The sequence below is a fragment of the Paenibacillus cucumis (ex Kampfer et al. 2016) genome (assembly GCF_019748695.1).
Classification (GTDB): domain Bacteria; phylum Bacillota; class Bacilli; order Paenibacillales; family Paenibacillaceae; genus Paenibacillus; species Paenibacillus polysaccharolyticus.
Window position 1 is genome coordinate 41,770 of the sequence record NZ_JACLIC010000016.1, and the last position, 19,228, is coordinate 60,997.

Consider the following 19,228-nt stretch of genomic DNA (forward strand, 5'->3'; position numbering starts at 1 on the left):
TTCCTTATCTATGTTTTTGCAAGTTCTGCCTCAGTCATGGGCCAAACCCTTGGTATAAACCGGTGCAAAAACCATAAAATCAAGGGAAAGCTACCTCTAATGGTTTGATTTGCTGATAGTCATTTTCTGGATTTATCATTATAGTTAGACTATGAATTGTTATGTCTACTGCCCGCTCTAGATGCAAATTTTGTATAAATAAGGTTGTTCGTTGAATAGATAACTATCGACAAACCCGGACGCCAAAGATAAGGAGATAGAAATGAGAATACTTATTGTTGACGACAATCCGACGAATGTCATTATCATTCGAGAAATTTTGAAAAAAGAAAATTACCGCGATATTGTGACAGCAAGCTCAGCTATGGAGATGTTCGAAGTATTGGGAATTGGTGAAGATAACAGCGAACTACGTCCCAAGCCGTCGGATATTGATCTGATCTTGCTCGATATGATGATGCCTGAAATGGATGGCATCGAAGCATGCAGTATTGTACAAAAATATGAAAACCTGAAAGATATCCCGATTATTATGGTGACTGCGATTGGTGATTCCAAGAAGCTGGCCGAAGCGCTCGATGCAGGTGCATCGGACTATGTAACGAAGCCGATTAACAAAGTGGAATTGATGGCCCGAATCCGGCTGGCCTTACGTCTGAAACAGGAGAAAGACTGGCACAAGGAGCGTGACCAGCGGATTCAGGATGAGCTTAAACTGGCAGCAATGGTGCAAAGTGCCGTGCTGAGTCATGCCATCGAAGATCCGTTGTTTCAGGTACATGCCATCTATAAACCATCTTTTGAGCTCGCAGGTGATCTTTACTCCTGGTTCCCGCTTGGAGAGGGACGATACGGGGTTTTGCTTCTGGACATGATGGGACATGGCATATCTTCATCCCTGTTCACGATGTTTATCGCATCTGTGCTTAAGGATACAGTGACGACATATGTAGACCCGGAGAAGGTTATTCAGGAGTTAAATCGTCGCTTTAACCAGTTGCATCTGGGAAAACAATTGGTGCAGTACTACTTTACAGCGATCTATTTAGTCGTAGACACGCGTATGAAACGGATTGATTATGTGAATGCCGGGCATCCTCCAGCTCTGTTTTTCCGCAGTGACGGCAGTGTAACTTCATTTGACAGCGTATGCTACCCAGTGGGATTGTTCGACAAAATGGATATTGAACCGCAGACCATTCATTACGAAGGCGATGGACATATTGCGCTGTATACGGATGGCTTGCTTGAAGCCGTTCAGGGCGATCAGGAGCAACAGTTGGAATTTTTGAAAGAGCAATTAAGAGGCTCCCATGTATGGAATGAAGAGGCGATGCAGGCATTGTTCTTCGATGATGAATTGAATCCGGAACGGGATGATGATAAGTGTCTCGTATGGATTACGCTAGATAAAGGGGCGGTAACGGAATGAAAATCAGAAATAAACTGCTGATTGGTTTTACCGCCTTGATGGCCATTATGATTGCTCTTACTTTTGTAAGCTACGAGCGGCTTAACAGCAGTAATAAACAGATCGATCAGATGTATCAGGAACGTTATCTCAAGGTGCGATTTACTTCCGCGGCACGTGGAGAAGTCAATGATATTGCCAAAGTGCTAGCTAACTTGTTGTTAAACCCGAGCAATTCGGTCAGCGCGACAGAAGCAGATCTGAAGGAAATGAAGGACAGAGGTGTCCGTTATCTAGAACAGGTGAGAGACCGGGCAGATACCGCTTCTGAACATCAACTTGTAGACCGTGTGAATAATGCGTGGGATGCTTACACGAATTATGCAACAAGAATAACCAGCTTGATGTCCCAGAAACGGGTGGAGGACGCTAACAGTTATCGTAATTCCACTGGACTTGCGGTGCAGAAGGAAACGGTGGACAGCTTGAATGCATTGTCTCGTTATCAGGATCAGGAGATTGATGCCGAGATCAAAGATGCCAACGCTGCATATACCAGAGCGGTTCAGATTACGATCAGTATTATGGTCGCGGGATTACTGCTTGCCTTGGGAGTCATCCTGTGGGTGCTTCCTAGCATTACGCGTGGGCTGAATACAGTGTCGATGATGATTACGAGTTTTGGCAAAGGGCGATATAGAACCATCCGCCGGATTCAAATCAAGTCCACGGATGAGATCGGTCAGATTGCCAACGTGTTCAAAGAAGTCTCTAACGATCTGGAAGAGAAGCTTGAGATCGAGAAAGCCTATGTACAGGCTCAGCAGGATCAAAACTGGATGAGTTCCAACATTGCGAGAGTGCCCGAACTTCTGCGGGGAATCGGCTCCATTCGTCAAATTTCCCAGATGTTTATCAGTGAATTTACACCTGTGCTTGGTGCACAGCTTGGTGTGGTGTATTTGATTGACGAAGAGAAGCATCCGGATGAGCTGAGACGTTATGGTTCATATGCTTTTGAAGAAAATGGGGAGCTCGGTAAAGAGGTGTATCGGATCGGGGAAGGCATGATTGGTCAGGCTGCCCTGGATATGAGTCCAATTGTGCTGGATCATACACCTGACGAATATGTGAGCATTGGTTCTGCTTCGGGTTCTGCGCGAGCTGCAGGAATTATGATCTACCCGGTTGTGTTTGAAGACGAATTAATCGGTGTGGTGGAGCTGGCTTCGTTCGAAGGTTTTAATGAGATGCACAAGCAGTTGTTCGGTCAGTTGATTATGAATTTGGGTGTCATCCTCAATAATGTTCGGCGACGTCTTCGTGTGGAAGAGTTGCTGCGGGAGTCGCAGGCGCTTACGGAAGAGTTACAGGTGCAATCCGAGGAACTGCAGACACAACAGGAAGAATTGCGCCGTTCCAATGAGAATCTGGAAGAACAGACGGATGCGCTTAAACGTTCTGAGGAGTTGCTACAGCGTCAGCAGGAGGAATTGGAACATTTTAATACCGAACTGATTGCCAAAACGCGTGCGCTTGAAGAACAGGTACGTGAAGTGGAAGAGAAAAATGATGAAATAGAGAAAACGAAGACACAATTGGAACAACAGGCGATGCAATTGTCGATGACCAGTAAGTACAAATCAGAATTTTTGGCCAATATGTCGCATGAACTTCGTACTCCACTGAACAGTCTGCTCATATTGTCTCAGTTATTGTCGGAGAACAAGGATGGCAATCTCAGCAGCAAACAGCAGGAATATGCACAAACCATTTATATGTCAGGTGCAGATTTGCTGAAGATGATTGATGAGATTCTCGATCTGTCTAAAGTAGACGCAGGCAAGATGGACATCAACTACGAAACCGTCCGATTGGATGAATTAACGGGCTTTGTCACCCAGAACTTTGGTCCGATGGCTAACAAGAAGGAACTGGATCTAAATATTGATTTTGATAGTTCCCTACCGGAATGGATTTATACAGACAGTCATCGAGTGAAACAGATTTTAAGGAACTTGTTATCGAATGCATTCAAGTTTACAAATCGTGGTTCGGTAAGTCTGATTGCAAAGCGTATGAAGCCAGAGGAATTGCCTGGATATCTGAATACGAATCAGCAATATCTTGGATTCAGCATCAAAGATACCGGCATTGGCATTCCATCAGACAAGACGGATCTGATCTTCGAAGCGTTCCAGCAGGTAGACGGTACGACGAGTCGCAAATATGGCGGTACGGGTCTTGGTTTATCGATTAGCCGAGAATTGGCACGTCTGCTTGGTGGGGCAATACAGGTGAAATCTTCAGAAGGCGTGGGAAGCACCTTTACCCTGTTCCTGCCGGATAATCATGAAGAGGTTGAATGGGCGGAGGAAAAGGCAACAAGAGAAGCGGCAGTATCTTCAGAACAACAACAAACGCTGGTGCCGGATATTCAACCTGTCCGTATTCCGCAACAATCCATTTTGGCATCTGAACCGGAAGAAAGTCGTATGGCTGAATTATCGCCTGCTCGCAGTGCAGAGCTGTCACGAATAGAAGACGATGCTAACACCATCGTAGAAGGTGATAAAACGTTGCTGATCATCGAAGATGATGTGAAATTTGCTCATATTCTGATGGACATGGCGAGAGGCCGCGGCTTCAAGGCATTGGTTGCCCTTCAGGGAGATACTGGACTGGAGATGGCTCAGGAATACTTGCCTGATGCGATCATTCTGGATATACAGCTACCTGTGATGGATGGTTGGACGATCTTGGGTGAACTGAAGAGTAATTCCGTAACACGTCACATCCCGGTGCATGTTATTTCGGTTGTGGATGATATGAAACAGGGGTTGATGATGGGGGCCATCGCATATCTGAAAAAACCATCCAGCAAAGATTCGTTGGATAAAGCATTCTCCCATATCCAATCCTATACGGAAAATCAATTAAAACGACTGCTCATCGTTGAAGATGATGAAATTCAGCGCAAAGCAATCATTGAATTGATCGGTCATGATGATGTGGCTATCACGGCTGTTTCTACAGGGCAAGAGGCACTGAATGAATTACACAGCCAGCGTTACGATTGTATGGTACTGGATCTGATGCTAACGGATATGACAGGTTTCGAATTGCTTGATCAGATTCGGGATGATGAATATCTGAATGATTTGCCAATCATCATTTACACGGGTAAAGAGCTGGATTCCAAGGAAGAGATGAAACTTCGTAAATATGCGGAATCGATTATTATCAAAGACGTGAAGTCACCGGAGCGATTATTGGACGAAACGACATTGTTCCTGCATCGGGTAGAAGCCAACCTGCCAGAGGACAAACGCCGTATTTTGCAGAAGCTTCATAATAAAGAAACATTATTCGAAGGTAAAAAAATATTGCTTGTCGATGATGATATTCGAAATGTGTTTGCATTATCCAGTGTGCTTGAAGGGTACCGTATGGATGTTACATTTGCTGAGAACGGTCGTGAGGCGCTGGAGGCACTCGAGAAAAATCCGGAGTTTGATCTGGTGCTGATGGATATGATGATGCCAGAGATGGACGGATACGAGGCGATGACACGGATCAGACAGAACCCGAAATTTGATAAATTGCCGATTATTGCCCTCACAGCCAAGGCGATGAAAGAGGATCGAGGGAAATGTATTGAGGCTGGGGCATCCGATTATGTGAAAAAACCGATTCAAACCGATCAATTGTTATCGTTAATGCGGGTATGGCTGTATTCGTAAGCGTATGGTTTGGGTAATGAAGGAGAATAACGCATACGCAAGTAACCAAAGACGAAGTGGAGAGAAGTTATGACACCGTGGGAACCTAACGAGACGGGAGCAGATACGATCCGTATACCGCAAGATGAAGAACGGGAACTGATCGAGATTGAATTGCTGCTGGAAGGAATGCATCGTTTGTATGGGTATGACTTCAGAAATTATGCGTTGCCATCCCTAAGAAGAAGAATATGGCATTATGCGCATGCGGAAGGAGTGAAAAGCATATCCGGACTACAGGAAAAGGTACTGCACAATCGTTCATCGTTTGAACGGTTCGTACAGAATTTATCCATTCCGGTAACGGAAATGTTCCGAGACCCATCGCTTTTTCGCATGTTTCGGGAGAAGATCATTCCTATTCTGAGAACCTATCCTTATATTCGGATATGGCATGCAGGCTGCTCTACGGGTGAAGAAGTGTATTCCATGGCAATTATGCTGCATGAGGAAGGTCTGTATGACAAGGCACGAATCTATGCAACGGATATGAATGACCGCTCACTGCAACAGGCCAAGGAAGGCGTATACGGTATTGAGAAAATGAAGTTGTTTACAACAAATTATCTGGAGGCAGGGGGCACGAAAGCCTTCTCCGAATACTATACAGCGAAATATAATTCCGTTATATTTCACCCGTTTCTTCAGAAAAACATTATTTTTGCCGAACATAATCTGGCAACTGACAGGTCGTTTAATGAGTTTAACGTTATCTTTTGCCGCAATGTCATGATCTATTTCAACGATGAGCTGCGGAACCATGTGCACGGGCTGTTTCATGAGAGCTTGAGCCACTTTGGCATACTCGTTCTGGGATCGAAAGAATCCATTCATTTTACAGAATATAGTGATGCCTATGAGCCGTTAGACCGGACCGAAAAAATATACCGGAAAATCAAATAGGGGGTTAGGCTTAGTTATGGGGCTCAATGAACCAATCCACATATTATTGGTAGATGACCGCCCTGAGAACCTGCTTGCGCTCGAAGCGGTTCTGGAATCAGAGCAATACAAACTCGTCAAGGCAAATTCCGGAGAAGAGGCACTCCGGTGTCTGCTCAAAGACGAATTTGCGGTCATTGTACTTGATGTGCAGATGCCTGGGATGGACGGGATTGAGACAGCGAAATTAATCAAGGCACGAGACAAATCCAAAGATGTGCCCATCATCTTCATTTCCGCGAATAGCAGAGAGGCTGAGCATTTGTTTGCCGGATATTCAGCGGGAGCCATTGATTATATGGTCAAACCGTTTATTCCCCAGATTTTGAAGTCCAAAATCGAGGGTTTTGTAGAGATGTTTATCTCCAACAAAAGACTAAAGACACAGACAATGTTGCTTCACCAGAAGACGCAGGAGCTGGAGAAAATGAATCAGCAGCTTGTACAGGCCAAAGAAGAAGCCGAGATTGCGGCTAATGCCAAAACGGAGTTTCTGGCCATGATGAGCCACGAGATTCGTACGCCCATGAACGGAGTCATTGGCATGGTTGACCTGTTGATGGAAACCGAGTTGAAGGAAGATCAGAAGGAATATGTGGATATCGTTCGCCGCAGTGCCGATGCACTCGTCACGGTAATCAATGATATTCTAGATTTCACCAAAATGGAGTCCGGCAAAATGGAGCTGGAGGAGCATCCATTTGAACTCGTTTCCTGCATACGTGAAGTGCTCGGTCTGTTCGCTGCAGAAGCAGGTAAGAAAAGTCTGGAACTGGATTTTTTCCTTGAAGATGCTGTGCCTGAATTAATCTATGGAGATATGGCACGCCTCCGCCAAGTGCTGCTGAATTTGATTGCCAACGCGGTGAAGTTTACGGAGCAGGGCGGTGTTTATCTCATTGTGTCTGTGAACGAAGAGAAGGACGGCAATATGTCATTGGAATTTGCTGTAAAAGATACAGGAATAGGCATCGCACCTGAGAAAGTGGATCGCTTGTTCCAGCCGTTTTCTCAGCTTGATACGTCCATGACTCGAAAATATGGTGGAACTGGCCTTGGCCTTGCCATCTGTAAAACACTGGTCGAAATGATGGGTGGGCAGATTTATCTTGATATCTCTGAAAAGCGGGGGGCTACCTTCGTGTTTACCATTCAGGCCAAGCGTTACATTGAAACGGAACTGGTCCAGGGTAGCGGCGAAGAGAAGCTGACAGACGTTAATCATGAAGATAAACATGCAACGGTATTAATCGTGGATGACCATCCGATCAATCAGAAGTTGATGGCCATCATGTTGCACAAGCTTGGACTTCTCTCAGATATTGCGGAAGATGGGCAGAAGGCTCTCGACATGGTGCTCGAAAGCTCGTCGCCATATGACTTTATTTTTATGGATCTGCAGATGCCAGTGATGGATGGTCTGGAATGTACGAGAAAAATACGCGCAAGCGTGTCTCAGAAGCAACAACCTGTCATTATAGCCATGACAGCTAACGTAAAGGAAGGTATACAGCAACGCTGTACCGAGGCAGGAATGGACGATTATATCAGTAAGCCGGTGAAAATGGGCAGTGTCAAACAGAAACTTTCCCATTATCAGAAGAAACGCCAGGTTATTAATCCGGGTGGTTCGGCAATGAATCAGGCCAATTGAAGTTTTTACCAGTTATGTTTCCTGTTTCACTCGTGCGTAAGTTGGGTTATAAGGTAAGGAAACCATTGATCAGGAGAGAGATGTCTAATGAATACAAATAAAAATGAAAAATTCAACGCAAGAACCGAAACACATGACGGTGTATGCACAGTGTATTTGACTGGCGAACTGGATTTGTCGGTTGCTCCTGACTTCCGTTTGGTAATGGAACCGCTCGTGGACAACAAGGAGCAGGATCTGATTATTAACATGAAAGATCTGAAGTACATTGATAGCACAGGGATTGGTATCCTGTTATCTGTTCTCAAGGCCAGACATGGAATGGAAGCTCGCTTTGAAGTACAGGAAGTTCCTGCGCAAATTCAGAAACTTTTTGATATGACGGGTATAGCTAAATTCTTTGTTACACAGAAGAATTCCCAATAGGAAAGGATCGAAAAAGGAATGAATGCAGAAGTCCAAAGAATTACGCTGAATTTACCGGCGACAGCTGAATATGTGGATATTGTAAGACTTAATCTATATGGTGTTGCGTCCAAAATGGGATTCTCTTATGAAGACATTGAGGATATGAAGGTTGCTGTATCCGAAGCCTGTAACAATTCCGTATTGTATGCCTACTCTCATGAAGGCGGTATGGTTGAAGTCGTTTTTGAAGTAGATGGTGAGATGCTCGCGATCACTGTCAAAGACGAGGGTTCCAGCTTCGAGAATGTGAACCCAGCCGCAACACGTTCCGGACTTCATGACAAAGAACTGACAGACGCTCAGATTGGCGGACTTGGGTTCTACCTGATGCAAGCCTTGATGGATGATGTCAGTGTTGAAAGTGAGACGGGCAAAGGTACGAAAGTAGTACTCGTAAAACGTCTTGCAAAAAGTGAGGAGAAAGTATGAATGAGAAAGTGACTCCCCCAGAGTCCATGTCTGAAGCGATTGGTTTGATCTGGGAATACCAACAAACACAGGACAACGAAATCGCTACGGTTCTGATCCGCAAGTATGAGCCGATGGTCAAAATGGCTGCGGGTAAAATTGCCCGGAATCGACCTGATTTATACGAGGATCTGTACCAGACAGGGCAAATGGCATTGATCCGATTGTTGAAGCAATATGATATCAATCTGGGGATTCCATTTGAACCGTATGCGATGAAAAGTATGATCGGTCATATGAAAAATTATCTACGGGATAAGTCATGGTACATTCAAGTACCGAGAAGAATCAAGGAAAAAGGGGCATTGGTGCAACATGCCATTGATGAGCTGACGGTAAAGCTGGAACGTTCACCCGGGGTTAATGAGATTGCTGAGTACCTGGATCTTACTCCGGAGGAAACGATTGAAGTTCTGGCTGGTCGGGAGTGTTACCACTATGTTTCTCTGGATTCTCCATTATCTCAGGATGACAGTGCTGCGACACTAGGAGAACTGATCAGCGCGGATGTGAATGACTTTGATTCGGTGGAAAAACGAATGGATTTGCAGCAGGCATTAGGCCAGCTTAAGGAACAAGAACAGAAAGTACTTATTTTAGCCTTTCAGGATGGACAGTCACAGCGGGCTATAGCCCAGAAACTGGGTGTCTCGCAGATGAGCGTCTCCCGGATTCAGAAAAGGGCTACGGAGAAACTGAAGCAGATTATGTCTAACGCTTCTCTGCTATGAACCATTATTCTAATTGTTGCCCCAATACGGCTTGACGAGGACACGGTATTGCACTGGAATGCATACGTGTCCTTTTTGAATTGATTGAGAGGAAAATTTAGTGGCAATAGAATAAAACATGTTCAGGAGGAATGTCAGGTGGACCAAATCAAACTGGAAGCTCGGCGTGATCAGTTATCCTGCTCCGAAGATTGGCAGTGGTGGGATTGGGTAGCTCCGGATTCTAGTAGTATGGAGAGCGCACTTCGTGATCTGGAACAGTCATTTCCAGAGATGCAATACTGGCTAAGCAAAATACCGGAAGCCGAATCGAACTACTTGTCCGTTCGTTATTTTAATGGCACAGATGCGGTTATTTTTGGCTCGTTTTTATATGCTGTAAAAAATGAGAGAGAAGATCAACGAAGAGATAATCAGATGTTTTTTTATGTCGACAAGCAGAATTTGGTCACGCTTAATTTGGACGACAATACGAGAGGCATTATGAAATCGGGCGAACGAATGCACATGTTGCACCAATGTACGCAGGCTAGAGAAGGTATGTTTGTGCTTTTTCGGGCCATTCTACATTATTACCATGTCGGTATGGATCATTTTGAGATGAATCTGCGTGACCTGGAACGGAGAATGGAATCACGGAATGCGCGGACATTAATGGATCAGATTCTGGCAGCACGCTTCGAATTGCTGTACTGGAGTAACCTGTTCATTCCTTATACCGAATTAATGGCCGCTTCCCGGGAAGCCTATCTTCAAGAAATTACAGAGAATCGCTTCTATCAGCAACTTCAATACCGCGTTGAACGAATGGAGTGTCTGTTCCAGCATTATGAAAAGGAGATTGATACCTTAATCTCGATCGACAACGCGATATCAGGCGTACGCGGCAACGAAATTATGAAGACACTGACGATTGTGACATCCGTATTCACACCTGCAACAGCCGCAGGTGCTATATGGGGGATGAATTTTGAGAATTTGCCCCTGATCGACAAAACATGGGGAGTCGTGCTTGTTATTGCACTCATCATCTGCAGCATGATCAGTATGTATATATGGATGATGATGAAAGGATGGACAGGGGATTTGTTAAAAGTAAAATCTGCACAGTCCTCCGCTCGGGGAAACCGTGACAGAGGAAAAAAGGAACCGCGATAGTCACAGACTGGGCGGTTCCTTTTTTATTTTTTGTAATCCTCAATGTAACCGAGCAAGTCGGCGATGTATTGACCCACGATAGGCATATTGACAAATTGGCTAAGAATGAAGGCAAGCAAACCGAGCACAACAAACGTCCCGACGGTCAATCCAAGTCCACGAGCCATACCTGCTGTAAAGTTGGTAATGATTCGTTTCTTGGGACTACTGTAATTTTCAATGATGTCTTTGATTTGAGCCCTCTCCAGACTGTCGGCAATCTGATCAAGCCGTGTGTTCAGGCGCTTGACCTCGTGACGCAATTCGAATGGATGTTCACTGGTATCATACTGCTGTGCAGGTGTTCCTCCCGGTACTGAGGTGTTGCCATTAATCGTGACTTTACTCATATCTGTCATTCCTCCGTTCGCTTTGGATAAAAAATAGCCAGCTGGAATGCAGCTGGCTATTCATTGCTCGATCTCATCAGGCCTTACAGGCTTGTCGAGTTCAATTGTTTACGCGCATCTTCCTTCGCTTCTACGGAAGCGGCAGCCACTTCTTCAGATGCACGTGTTGCTTCCTCAGCAACATCTGCTGAAGCTTTTCTTACGGAATCCATAACGTCATTGCGCCCTTGGTTTACTGTTCTTGCCAGATCGGACGTTTTGGAAGATACCGTTTTGGCAATTTCAGAAGCTTTGTCACCAACAACAGTGGCCACTTCCTTTGTACGGTCAGTCACCATACCTACCTTTTCAGAAAGATCACCACGCAATTCGCGTCCTGGTTTAGGGGCGAATAACAGGGCAGCTGCAGCGCCCAACAAACCTCCGATGAAAATCCCTTTGGCGAAAGTCGAACCACTTTGTACAGGATATTGCTCTTCTGCTTTATTCATGTCTAATCACTCCTTCATTAATTTAGGAAACAAATACGAAACAACGAACACCATCTAACCCGAATCAGGCAGCCTGTCTTAGCAGTCTGGACACAAGCCCCAGCAAGAAAACAAAGAGCGCTGTACCAATGATGGCGGGAATGACGGCAAAGTTACCGATAACCGGTCCCCAGTTACCAAGCAAAAGTGCTCCTAGCCAGGCTCCGGCGAATCCGGCAATCATCGCACCAATCACGCCGCCCGGCATGTTATGACCGGCAAGTGCATCTCCAATCAAACCGATAATGATTGCCATGACAATGCTGATAATAATGCCCCACATAACAACCGCCTCCTTTCAACTTGATGCAGGATGTTGTCTGTTCGCGTTTGCTTACTTCGTATATAAACGCCGTGCAACATGGTGAAACAACTAACTGTCCGATGAATAAGCTGGAAATTAGATACAGGGGATCAAATGTCAGGGTGTTTTATTCCCTGAATCATACAGCCAATCCAGACGAAGCCTGCGGCAAATCCGGCAAAAACATCGGTAGGATAATGAACCCCCAGCATAACCCGACTCACGCCGATCAACAGAACAAATAGAATACCGCAAATGACAGGAAGCCATCTTCTAAGTACATCCCGTTTCTTCCATTCGATGGCCCAGATGACAAAAAGCATACCGTAAAAACCCATCGAAATCATGGCATGACCACTGGGATAACTATATCCATGCACAACGAGAAGGTGATCCAGTTCGGGTCTGCTTCGTCTAAAGATTTCTTTTAAAAACGTGTTCAAAATCCACATCATTCCGAAACTTGCGCAGATGATATAACCATACATCATCGTTCTGGGATGACGCTGTAAGAAACATAATAGTGCGAACCCTGCTGCAGCAAGTGCTGATATTTTAAATGAACCCAGTGCCGTGATGAAGGAAGTGTAGGGTAGCAGAGACAGACGGGATTGCGAGTGGAGATAAAACATTTGCTGAACTTGACTGTCCAGTCGAATTAAACGTTCCAGACCCAGCCAGGCTCCAACACCAGCCAATAATAAAACAGTAGCTGAGCTTAGCAGTGAAGCAATCAGGGCGTATTTCAGCAGAGATTGCAAAGACATCACATGAGATGATTCAGATGATAGATGTTGAGAATTACGTAGCATGAAACGTATCCCCTTCTATAAAGAGTAGTCCTTCAGTAAGGCTGATAAAGCTTTACCCGAAACGACTGTCGAAAAAACTGTAAAACCGTCGTTTTTGTACTATACTAATGAGGATATCCCATGCGGCGCCGTGAAGCAAAGCAGAGATGAATTTGGGAGTATGAAGGAGAGAAACATGCATGGAGAGTGCTATGTTAGTTAAAGAATACCGTGCGGGCGTGATGGAATGCGCTCACTACGGACACATATGTATTACAGATGAGCATGGCCGGGTTGTATATTCGGCTGGTGATCCTCATTTCAGAGCGTTCACACGTTCATCGGCCAAACCTTTTCAAGCGATTCCAGGTATTCGGGCCGGAATTGATCGACATTATAGTCTTAAGCCACAAGAGATTGCGATCATGGCTTCATCACATCGCTCTGAGCCGGAGCATATTCAAGTGCTGGAGCATCTGGCTCATAAAATCGGACTTGGTGAGGAATGTCTGATCTGTGCACCAAGCTATCCGCTTAGTGAAGAAAGCCGCAATAACTGGTTGAGGGCGCAAGGAGAGAAACGCAGAATATTGCATAACTGTTCGGGGAAACATCTGGGCATTCTGGGCTATAGTCAGATGAGAAAACTTGATTTGGGCAGCTATGCCGAGCCGGATCATCCAGTGCAACGAGAAATCCTAGAAACACTGGCAGGTCTCGCAGGCATTGAAGAAAAAGAGATTCAACTAGGGACGGATGGCTGTGGTTTTCCGGTATTTTCGCTACCTTTGTCTGCACTGGCCAATGCATATCTCAAGCTCGCATGTCCTGACCTGATTGCAGATGAGCCTACACGCATGGCTGTAAAGACGATCACTTCGGCTATGAATCAGCACCCTCTGATGGTCGGTGGTCAGAATCGGGTGGATTCGGTGTTGCTGGAAGACGATAATATTGTTGCCAAAGGCGGATTCAAGGGTGTATTTGGTTTTGCACTGAAAAAAGAAAGATTGGGCATCACCTTCAAAGTGCTGGATGGCTCTGAGGAAGAATGGGCTTCCATTGCACAATCGATATTGAAGCAACTGAACTACTCCAATCCCAAAACCATTGCTCGTCTAGCAGAAGTATTTTCTGCAGACATTCGTAATGATGCAGGCACTATAGTGGGTCGGATGGATAGTGAATTTGTGCTCCACTCATGAAAAGATAGCGTGTAACCTTTAGAAGGAACGTGATTAGAATGACCGGACCCCGGGTAAAGATCACATACCAACTGGTATTGACCTATATCATTTTGAACACGCATGGATTATTGCCATACGGCAGTTCCAATCCTCTGGAGGTGGATGAATATGATTAAAGTAGTGACATCGGAAGAAAGACACACGTCGGATCGCGGTTGGATACACAGCGAATTCAGCTTTTCCTTTGCGGATTATGAGGACCCGAGCAATGCTCATTTTGGCTGTCTGTTAGCCCACAACGACAACATACTGATGCCGCAAGAAGGCTTTAAGAAACATCCACATCACGACCTTGAAATTGTCAGTTATGTGATATCAGGCACGCTTAAACATACAGACAGTATGGGCACAGAACAGTTGCTCGAAGCGGGGACAGTTCAGGTGATGAGTGCAGGCACAGGCGTAGAGCACTCCGAAACCAATCCAGCCACGGATGAACCGGTACGTTTCTTGCAAATGTGGTTTTTGCCCTCTCAGCGCATGCTGAAGCCATCTTATGTTTATCGGAAAATAGAAGAGTCCGCCCAGCTCAATCGGCTATGTCCAGTTGTGTCAGGTGCATCTGGCCAAACGGATGAATCGATAGAAGAAAACTCACTCCACATCGCTCAGGATGTTACCTGTTATCTGTCCAAGCTGGAGTCAGGAAAGAAATTAATGTTTCCGCAACATGAGGAGCGTCGTACACATTTGTTTCTCATTAACGGACATCTCGAAATGCAGTGTTCCGATGGAAACTTTAATCTCAAGCCCGGAGATGCGGCCCGTATCCGTAAAAGCTGTGATTTACAAATGACAAGTACGGGCAGCGAGCCTGCTGAATTCGTACTTGTGGATCTTCCTTAATACAACAAAAAGGACTTGTCCTGCATCAGTGTTCTGATGTAAGACAGGTCCTTTTTGTTGCTCATCTTGTGCCAGGTGTGAAGATCACATGTGGAGAGAGAAGTTTATTTACGGAGTTTACCGAGTTCAGAAGCAACCGCTTCTACTTCGGAGATGCTCAAATGTTCTTTGCTCATCACCATTTCGTACAAATCCTGCAAATCTTCATATTTCTCAAGCGGGAACGCTGAAGCTTGCATCGCGGCACCACTGGCCATCCGCAGCTTGGTTTTGATCGCTTCAATCATATATTCCATATTTTCTGCTGTTGCTTGTGTTAAATCCATCGTTAACTTCATCCTTTCCATCTCCGGAGATGGGTTGCTCATTTGTCCAAACGGAACTTCTGTTATTGTAGCATGAGTAGAAGGGGACAAGCCAATGATTTTGCGGGAGAATGGAGCATCGGTTACAATATGAGAATAGATCACAACGACTGGAAGTAAAGGTAGCACTAGGGTTGTCCAATATTCTCATGTGTAACAAGGAGGAATTCAGTTTGGCTTTATATAAACGGGAACTTGTCCGGCAACAGAGCCGAGGTGTACGCAAAGGCGTGCCTGGAGACGAGATGGCCCTTTTTTTCAAGGAGATCTCCGAGCTCCATAAACTGAACGAGATTACGTTTCTATGTATCGGCACAGATCGCTCGACCGGGGATGCTCTTGGACCGATGACGGGGGCTTTGCTGGAGGAGCGTGGCATACCTCATGTCATCGGTACACTGGCAATGCCTTGTGATGCAGATACTCTTGAAAAGAGACTGGCCCAGATTCCTTCACACCATAAGGTTATAGCAATAGATGCATGTTTGGGCCCAAAAGATGCTACCGGGACATACTATGTATCGGCAACATCCTTGCGCCCTGCCCAATCCGTTGGGGGTCATTTGCCACCTGTTGGAGAATACAGTGTAGCTGCAGTAGTAAATGCCAACGGACCAAGACCCTATTCGATTTTGCAGATGACTTCGCTGTACTTGGTCATGGGCATGTCACAAACGATTGCAGATGCGGTGACGGAAGCCTGGAATGTATGATAAACGTTTCATTTATGAGATGAATGCTTAATAATATACAACCTGAAATATTACATTCGCGCAGAGAGAGGGATTAATATGGAAAAAGTGATGTGTGATGGAACAACGATTTGTTATGCTGAGCAGGGTAAGGGAGAAGTGCTTGTACTGCTTCACGGTTACTGCGGTAGTTCATCCTATTGGGATGAAGTAGTACCGGAGCTGGCCCGCAGCTATCGTTGTATCGTACCTGATCTGCGTGGGCACGGCAAAACGGATGCACCTGTAGGCAGTTACACCATTGAACAGATGGGCAACGATGTGTTACAATTGCTGGATGAGCTAGACGTGGAAAAAGCAGTGATTCTGGGACATTCCATGGGCGGATATATTGCACTCTCCATTGCACAGCACCATCCGGAGCGACTCAACGCGTTCGGTTTGATCCATTCAACAGCGTATCCGGACGGCGACGAAGCGAAGGAGAAACGTTTGCGTGCAGTATCTACGATTCAGACCGAAGGCATTGTGAATTTTGTGGACGGGCTGGTACCTGGTCTGTTCGCTCCAGAGCATATTGAATCGATGTCGGCACATGTGAATCGTGTGAAGGAAATTGGGTATCAAACTGCCCCTCAAGGTGCGGTTGGCGCGGCACTCGCTATGCGTGAACGTCCAGATCGCCGTGATGTATTGTCTGCCACACCGCTTCCAGTATTACTTGTAGCAGGGGAGAAGGATGGGCTGATTCCACCAGAACGTACTTTTACGAGTGACAAGCCTCATATTGTGCAGGCCACCATTGCAGGTGCAGGACATATGAGTATGTATGAAGCGCCGGAACAATTGATTCAGGTAATTCAACAGTTTATGACGGGATTGTCTGACTAACCATAAGATCACTCAATCGAGTTTATATATGCAGCCCCTGTGTGTCCATATGGACAAGCAGGGGCTTTGATGTGTTTGCTGACCGGCTTCGGAAGCAGGAGAGCAGGACTTTCGCTTTTTTTCACGGCATGAATTAAAATAAATCATATGAATACGCGATATAAAGTATGCGATAAATGAGTGAAGATATAAGGGGGCGCACCGATGTTCAGGAAGGATTATCTGCTCCGCATGATGGAGGAAATGACAGAGGCGATTGGCAAGGCTTTTACGCTTAGACAACAACGTAAACATACGGAGGCTTTATCTGAACTGGATGAGTTAATGCGCAGACAATTTGGCATGAATCTCAATCTGCTGAACTCTCTGCCTGCAGAGGATGTGATCGAGATGTTCCGTTTTCGCGGCGTCATTGAGGTGGACAATCTGCAGCAAGCGGCGAGACTGATTGAGGAAGAAGCATATATCTATCACGAGAAGGCCAGAGTCGAAGGCATTGATGATGAGGAGAAAATGGACGCGGAGGATGCGGCGCTTGTTCGTTTAATGCGAGCTTTACATTTTTACCTGTACGCCCAGAATCATGGTGCTAATCGCGAGTTATTACAGGTGCCTGACCGTATAGAAGGAATTATAGAGCAAATTAAGGGATATGAGCTTCCTGCGCGAACGGAGAAGCAACTTGCGTTATATCGGGAGCAACAGGGCCGATATGATGCGGCGGAGAACGGCTGGTACAGACTGATGCATCTTGGTGCGGATTATCCGGTACAGTATGAAGAGGAAGCGCGAGCATTTTATCAGAGGTTGACGGAACTTACGGATGAGCAGCTTGAACAGGGCGGTTTGCCGCGGGCTGAGGTCGAGGAGGGGCTGGCACAGATTGCAGCACTGGAAACCAAACGTCAGCAGGTCGTAACAGAAGAATAACCGAATGGATCGCTGAACTTATAGAATATCTGATGACTGAACTAATGGAGCGTAGCTCTTCACTTGGAGAGGGAACGGAATTATGGTATGGTAACGGTTGACCAAACCAAACCGAAAGTGAGATGTACCCCGTGGATTCGTTGCGAAAGCTTATACAAGATATTTTTGAACAGAACTCGCTGATTACGGCGACCTGGAGTCAGCTGCGCAGACGGGACAATGTCTCGTTTACCAAAGTGCAGGTGAAGCCGGTTACGCTGAAGAATCAGCTTCATTATCAGTTTGCTTTTCATTATGCGAATAAAGTGCTGCATGAAAATTTGACCCCGGCTGAAGCGCTGGAGCGTATGACTTTGTTGTGTGAAGAGACGTTCCGTCAGGGATTGCTGTGTACGGCAGATGCCGATTATCAAATTTTGATCAGCAAAAAATATAAAGTATCGATTCTGACCAAATCCCCATCCAAAACAGCGGTGGATCTGTCCCATAATCGCAAAAAGCAATATGTACTTGAAGAGGGCGTTCCGGTTTCTTTCCTCGTTGAACTTGGGATAATGAACGAGGAAGGACGTGTGCTTGCACGTAAGTACGATAAGTTCAGGCAGATCAACCGTTTCCTTGAAATGGTGCAGGATGTTATTGCTCATCTGCCGGAAGGACGTCCGCTGACGATTGTAGATTTTGGCTGCGGCAAGTCGTATCTGACTTTTGCCCTGTATCATTATTTGTCCGTACAACAGCGACGTTCGCTTAACATCATCGGTCTGGATCTAAAGGCGGATGTTATTGAACACTGTAATGATCTGGCCAGACGTTTGCATTACGGTGATCTGAAATTCCTCGTTGGTGACATTGCGGATTATGATGAATTAAACGAAGTGGATATGGTCGTTACTCTTCATGCTTGTGATACGGCTACCGATGCGGCAATAGAGAAAGCAGTGCGCTGGGGAGCTTCTGTCATTCTGTCGGTTCCTTGCTGTCAGCATGAGCTATATGATCAGGTCGAATCTTCGGTGATGAACCCGCTTCTGTCCCATGGCATTCTGAAGGAGCGTTTCTCCGCACTGGCAACAGATGCGATTCGCGCCAAACTGCTGGATATTATGGGATATAAAACACAGTTGCTCGAATTCATTGATCTGGAGAATACACCGAAAAATATTCTGATTCGCGCCGTTCGCGGTCAGGCGGGTCAAGTGAAGGACATGTGGGATGAGTACACTGCATTCCGTGATTTCATTCATGCCGATCCATATCTGGAACGTGCTTGTGCGGATCTGCTACCGGTTGAAGGAAGCATAACTGGTGGGAAAGTGGACAGGGAAAACTTAGAGCGGTCTGCGAAGTGTAATCTTCACTAATGTTGGGCATGCAGATAATGGATGAGAAAGGGTTCAAAAGAGAACATAAGAAGAACCAAAGTAGGGATGTTTCGTGCACGACTGGTCTGTATACCTGAAGAAGGGGACATACTGGTACCAGGGTCGCTTTACTTGATGTGCAAGATATAGGATGCCATTGCTGTCGGCATGATGCGTGAACAAGTTCATAATGGTTAAGGATGTAAACCAAGGCTGAAGGACCCGAAGGGGGATTCTTCTGCCTTTTTTTATTTTCAAATAAATG

At 45.7% G+C, this 19,228-nt stretch carries 19 protein-coding genes; 14 read left to right on the plus strand and 5 right to left on the minus strand.

Annotated features, from left to right (window positions below; translation table 11 throughout):
• Positions 1–262 precede the first annotated feature (262 nt).
• The 8 genes from H7T88_RS10035 (at position 263) to H7T88_RS10070 (ending at position 10,614) form a co-directional block, all read left to right on the plus strand.
• Entirely contained in the window at positions 263–1,432 is a 1,170-nt protein-coding gene (locus H7T88_RS10035) for a PP2C family protein-serine/threonine phosphatase (protein WP_221788305.1), read from the plus strand.
• The gene (locus tag H7T88_RS10040) at positions 1,429–5,154 is read left to right on the plus strand and encodes a response regulator (protein ID WP_221788307.1); all 3,726 of its coding nucleotides are present in this window, start codon (positions 1,429–1,431) and stop codon (positions 5,152–5,154) included. Before H7T88_RS10035 ends, H7T88_RS10040 begins: the two co-directional genes overlap by 4 nt.
• 69 nt (positions 5,155–5,223) lie before the next feature.
• Positions 5,224–6,096, plus strand: coding sequence for a CheR family methyltransferase (locus H7T88_RS10045; RefSeq protein WP_090924482.1), 873 nt, complete (start codon positions 5,224–5,226; stop codon positions 6,094–6,096).
• 16 nt (positions 6,097–6,112) lie between these two features.
• Positions 6,113–7,789 carry a response regulator gene (locus H7T88_RS10050; protein WP_221788308.1) on the plus strand — a complete coding sequence of 559 codons (1,677 nt, stop codon included), beginning with the start codon at positions 6,113–6,115 and terminating at the stop codon, positions 7,787–7,789.
• Positions 7,790–7,876: 87 nt separating this feature from the next.
• Positions 7,877–8,215 carry an STAS domain-containing protein gene (locus H7T88_RS10055; RefSeq protein ID WP_090924484.1) on the plus strand — a complete coding sequence of 113 codons (339 nt, stop codon included), beginning with the start codon at positions 7,877–7,879 and terminating at the stop codon, positions 8,213–8,215.
• Positions 8,216–8,233: 18 nt separating this feature from the next.
• Entirely contained in the window at positions 8,234–8,686 is a 453-nt protein-coding gene (rsbW, locus tag H7T88_RS10060) for an anti-sigma B factor RsbW (protein WP_090924485.1), read from the plus strand.
• Positions 8,683–9,456, plus strand: coding sequence for a sigma-70 family RNA polymerase sigma factor (locus H7T88_RS10065; protein ID WP_090924486.1), 774 nt, complete (start codon positions 8,683–8,685; stop codon positions 9,454–9,456). Before rsbW ends, H7T88_RS10065 begins: the two co-directional genes overlap by 4 nt.
• A gap of 138 nt (positions 9,457–9,594) precedes the next feature.
• A complete protein-coding gene (locus H7T88_RS10070; protein ID WP_244159470.1) occupies positions 9,595–10,614 on the plus strand; it encodes a magnesium transporter CorA family protein in 1,020 nt (339 codons plus the stop codon).
• Between the two features lie 23 nt (positions 10,615–10,637).
• Here H7T88_RS10070 and H7T88_RS10075 read toward each other — a convergent pair whose 3' ends face one another.
• From H7T88_RS10075 to H7T88_RS10090, 4 genes are all read right to left on the minus strand, one after another.
• The gene (locus H7T88_RS10075; RefSeq protein ID WP_139168946.1) at positions 10,638–11,003 is read right to left on the minus strand and encodes a DUF5665 domain-containing protein; all 366 of its coding nucleotides are present in this window, start codon (positions 11,001–11,003) and stop codon (positions 10,638–10,640) included.
• Positions 11,004–11,086: 83 nt separating this feature from the next.
• A complete protein-coding gene (locus H7T88_RS10080; RefSeq protein WP_090924487.1) occupies positions 11,087–11,494 on the minus strand; it encodes a YtxH domain-containing protein in 408 nt (135 codons plus the stop codon).
• 64 nt (positions 11,495–11,558) lie between these two features.
• Positions 11,559–11,816, minus strand: a complete 258-nt coding sequence (locus H7T88_RS10085; protein WP_090924488.1) for a GlsB/YeaQ/YmgE family stress response membrane protein — start codon at positions 11,814–11,816, stop codon at positions 11,559–11,561.
• Between the two features lie 131 nt (positions 11,817–11,947).
• Positions 11,948–12,649, minus strand: a complete 702-nt coding sequence (locus tag H7T88_RS10090; protein WP_221788309.1) for a phosphatase PAP2 family protein — start codon at positions 12,647–12,649, stop codon at positions 11,948–11,950.
• 179 nt (positions 12,650–12,828) lie between these two features.
• Between H7T88_RS10090 and H7T88_RS10095 the strand changes: the two genes are divergently transcribed.
• Together H7T88_RS10095 and H7T88_RS10100 are read left to right on the plus strand one after the other, a co-directional pair.
• Entirely contained in the window at positions 12,829–13,833 is a 1,005-nt protein-coding gene (locus H7T88_RS10095) for an asparaginase (RefSeq protein ID WP_221788310.1), read from the plus strand.
• A 150-nt stretch (positions 13,834–13,983) separates the two neighbouring features.
• Complete coding sequence (locus tag H7T88_RS10100) at positions 13,984–14,721, plus strand: pirin family protein (protein WP_221788311.1); 738 nt, start codon at positions 13,984–13,986, stop codon at positions 14,719–14,721.
• 104 nt (positions 14,722–14,825) lie between these two features.
• Here H7T88_RS10100 and H7T88_RS10105 read toward each other — a convergent pair whose 3' ends face one another.
• Complete coding sequence (locus tag H7T88_RS10105) at positions 14,826–15,047, minus strand: DUF1128 domain-containing protein (protein WP_123065974.1); 222 nt, start codon at positions 15,045–15,047, stop codon at positions 14,826–14,828.
• 110 nt (positions 15,048–15,157) lie between these two features.
• Between H7T88_RS10105 and yyaC the strand changes: the two genes are divergently transcribed.
• From yyaC to H7T88_RS10125, 4 genes are all read left to right on the plus strand, one after another.
• Complete coding sequence (gene yyaC, locus H7T88_RS10110) at positions 15,158–15,799, plus strand: spore protease YyaC (protein ID WP_260510817.1); 642 nt, start codon at positions 15,158–15,160, stop codon at positions 15,797–15,799.
• A gap of 78 nt (positions 15,800–15,877) precedes the next feature.
• Complete coding sequence (locus H7T88_RS10115) at positions 15,878–16,669, plus strand: alpha/beta fold hydrolase (RefSeq protein WP_090924492.1); 792 nt, start codon at positions 15,878–15,880, stop codon at positions 16,667–16,669.
• Positions 16,670–16,873: 204 nt separating this feature from the next.
• A complete protein-coding gene (locus H7T88_RS10120) occupies positions 16,874–17,599 on the plus strand; it encodes a DUF6483 family protein (protein ID WP_221788312.1) in 726 nt (241 codons plus the stop codon).
• A gap of 122 nt (positions 17,600–17,721) precedes the next feature.
• The gene (locus H7T88_RS10125) at positions 17,722–18,963 is read left to right on the plus strand and encodes a class I SAM-dependent methyltransferase (RefSeq protein WP_221788313.1); all 1,242 of its coding nucleotides are present in this window, start codon (positions 17,722–17,724) and stop codon (positions 18,961–18,963) included.
• The last annotated feature ends 265 nt before the right edge of the window (positions 18,964–19,228 follow it).

Bases quoted from the DNA above. Each gene is read 5' to 3' on its own strand.
- H7T88_RS10075 (WP_139168946.1), bottom strand. From the start codon at position 11,003: ATGAGTAAAGTCACGATTAATGGCAACACCTCAGTACCGGGAGGAACA.
- H7T88_RS10125 (WP_221788313.1), top strand. From the start codon at position 17,722: ATGTACCCCGTGGATTCGTTGCGAAAGCTTATACAAGATATTTTTGAA.
- rsbW (WP_090924485.1), top strand. From the start codon at position 8,234: ATGAATGCAGAAGTCCAAAGAATTACGCTGAATTTACCGGCGACAGCT.
- H7T88_RS10085 (WP_090924488.1), bottom strand. From the start codon at position 11,816: ATGTGGGGCATTATTATCAGCATTGTCATGGCAATCATTATCGGTTTG.
- H7T88_RS10065 (WP_090924486.1), top strand. From the start codon at position 8,683: ATGAATGAGAAAGTGACTCCCCCAGAGTCCATGTCTGAAGCGATTGGT.
- H7T88_RS10035 (WP_221788305.1), top strand. From the start codon at position 263: ATGAGAATACTTATTGTTGACGACAATCCGACGAATGTCATTATCATT.
- H7T88_RS10120 (WP_221788312.1), top strand. From the start codon at position 16,874: ATGTTCAGGAAGGATTATCTGCTCCGCATGATGGAGGAAATGACAGAG.
- H7T88_RS10050 (WP_221788308.1), top strand. From the start codon at position 6,113: ATGGGGCTCAATGAACCAATCCACATATTATTGGTAGATGACCGCCCT.
- H7T88_RS10045 (WP_090924482.1), top strand. From the start codon at position 5,224: ATGACACCGTGGGAACCTAACGAGACGGGAGCAGATACGATCCGTATA.
- H7T88_RS10100 (WP_221788311.1), top strand. From the start codon at position 13,984: ATGATTAAAGTAGTGACATCGGAAGAAAGACACACGTCGGATCGCGGT.
- H7T88_RS10115 (WP_090924492.1), top strand. From the start codon at position 15,878: ATGGAAAAAGTGATGTGTGATGGAACAACGATTTGTTATGCTGAGCAG.
- H7T88_RS10080 (WP_090924487.1), bottom strand. From the start codon at position 11,494: ATGAATAAAGCAGAAGAGCAATATCCTGTACAAAGTGGTTCGACTTTC.
- H7T88_RS10055 (WP_090924484.1), top strand. From the start codon at position 7,877: ATGAATACAAATAAAAATGAAAAATTCAACGCAAGAACCGAAACACAT.
- H7T88_RS10105 (WP_123065974.1), bottom strand. From the start codon at position 15,047: ATGGATTTAACACAAGCAACAGCAGAAAATATGGAATATATGATTGAA.
- H7T88_RS10040 (WP_221788307.1), top strand. From the start codon at position 1,429: ATGAAAATCAGAAATAAACTGCTGATTGGTTTTACCGCCTTGATGGCC.
- yyaC (WP_260510817.1), top strand. From the start codon at position 15,158: ATGGAGCATCGGTTACAATATGAGAATAGATCACAACGACTGGAAGTA.
- H7T88_RS10095 (WP_221788310.1), top strand. From the start codon at position 12,829: ATGGAGAGTGCTATGTTAGTTAAAGAATACCGTGCGGGCGTGATGGAA.
- H7T88_RS10090 (WP_221788309.1), bottom strand. From the start codon at position 12,649: ATGCTACGTAATTCTCAACATCTATCATCTGAATCATCTCATGTGATG.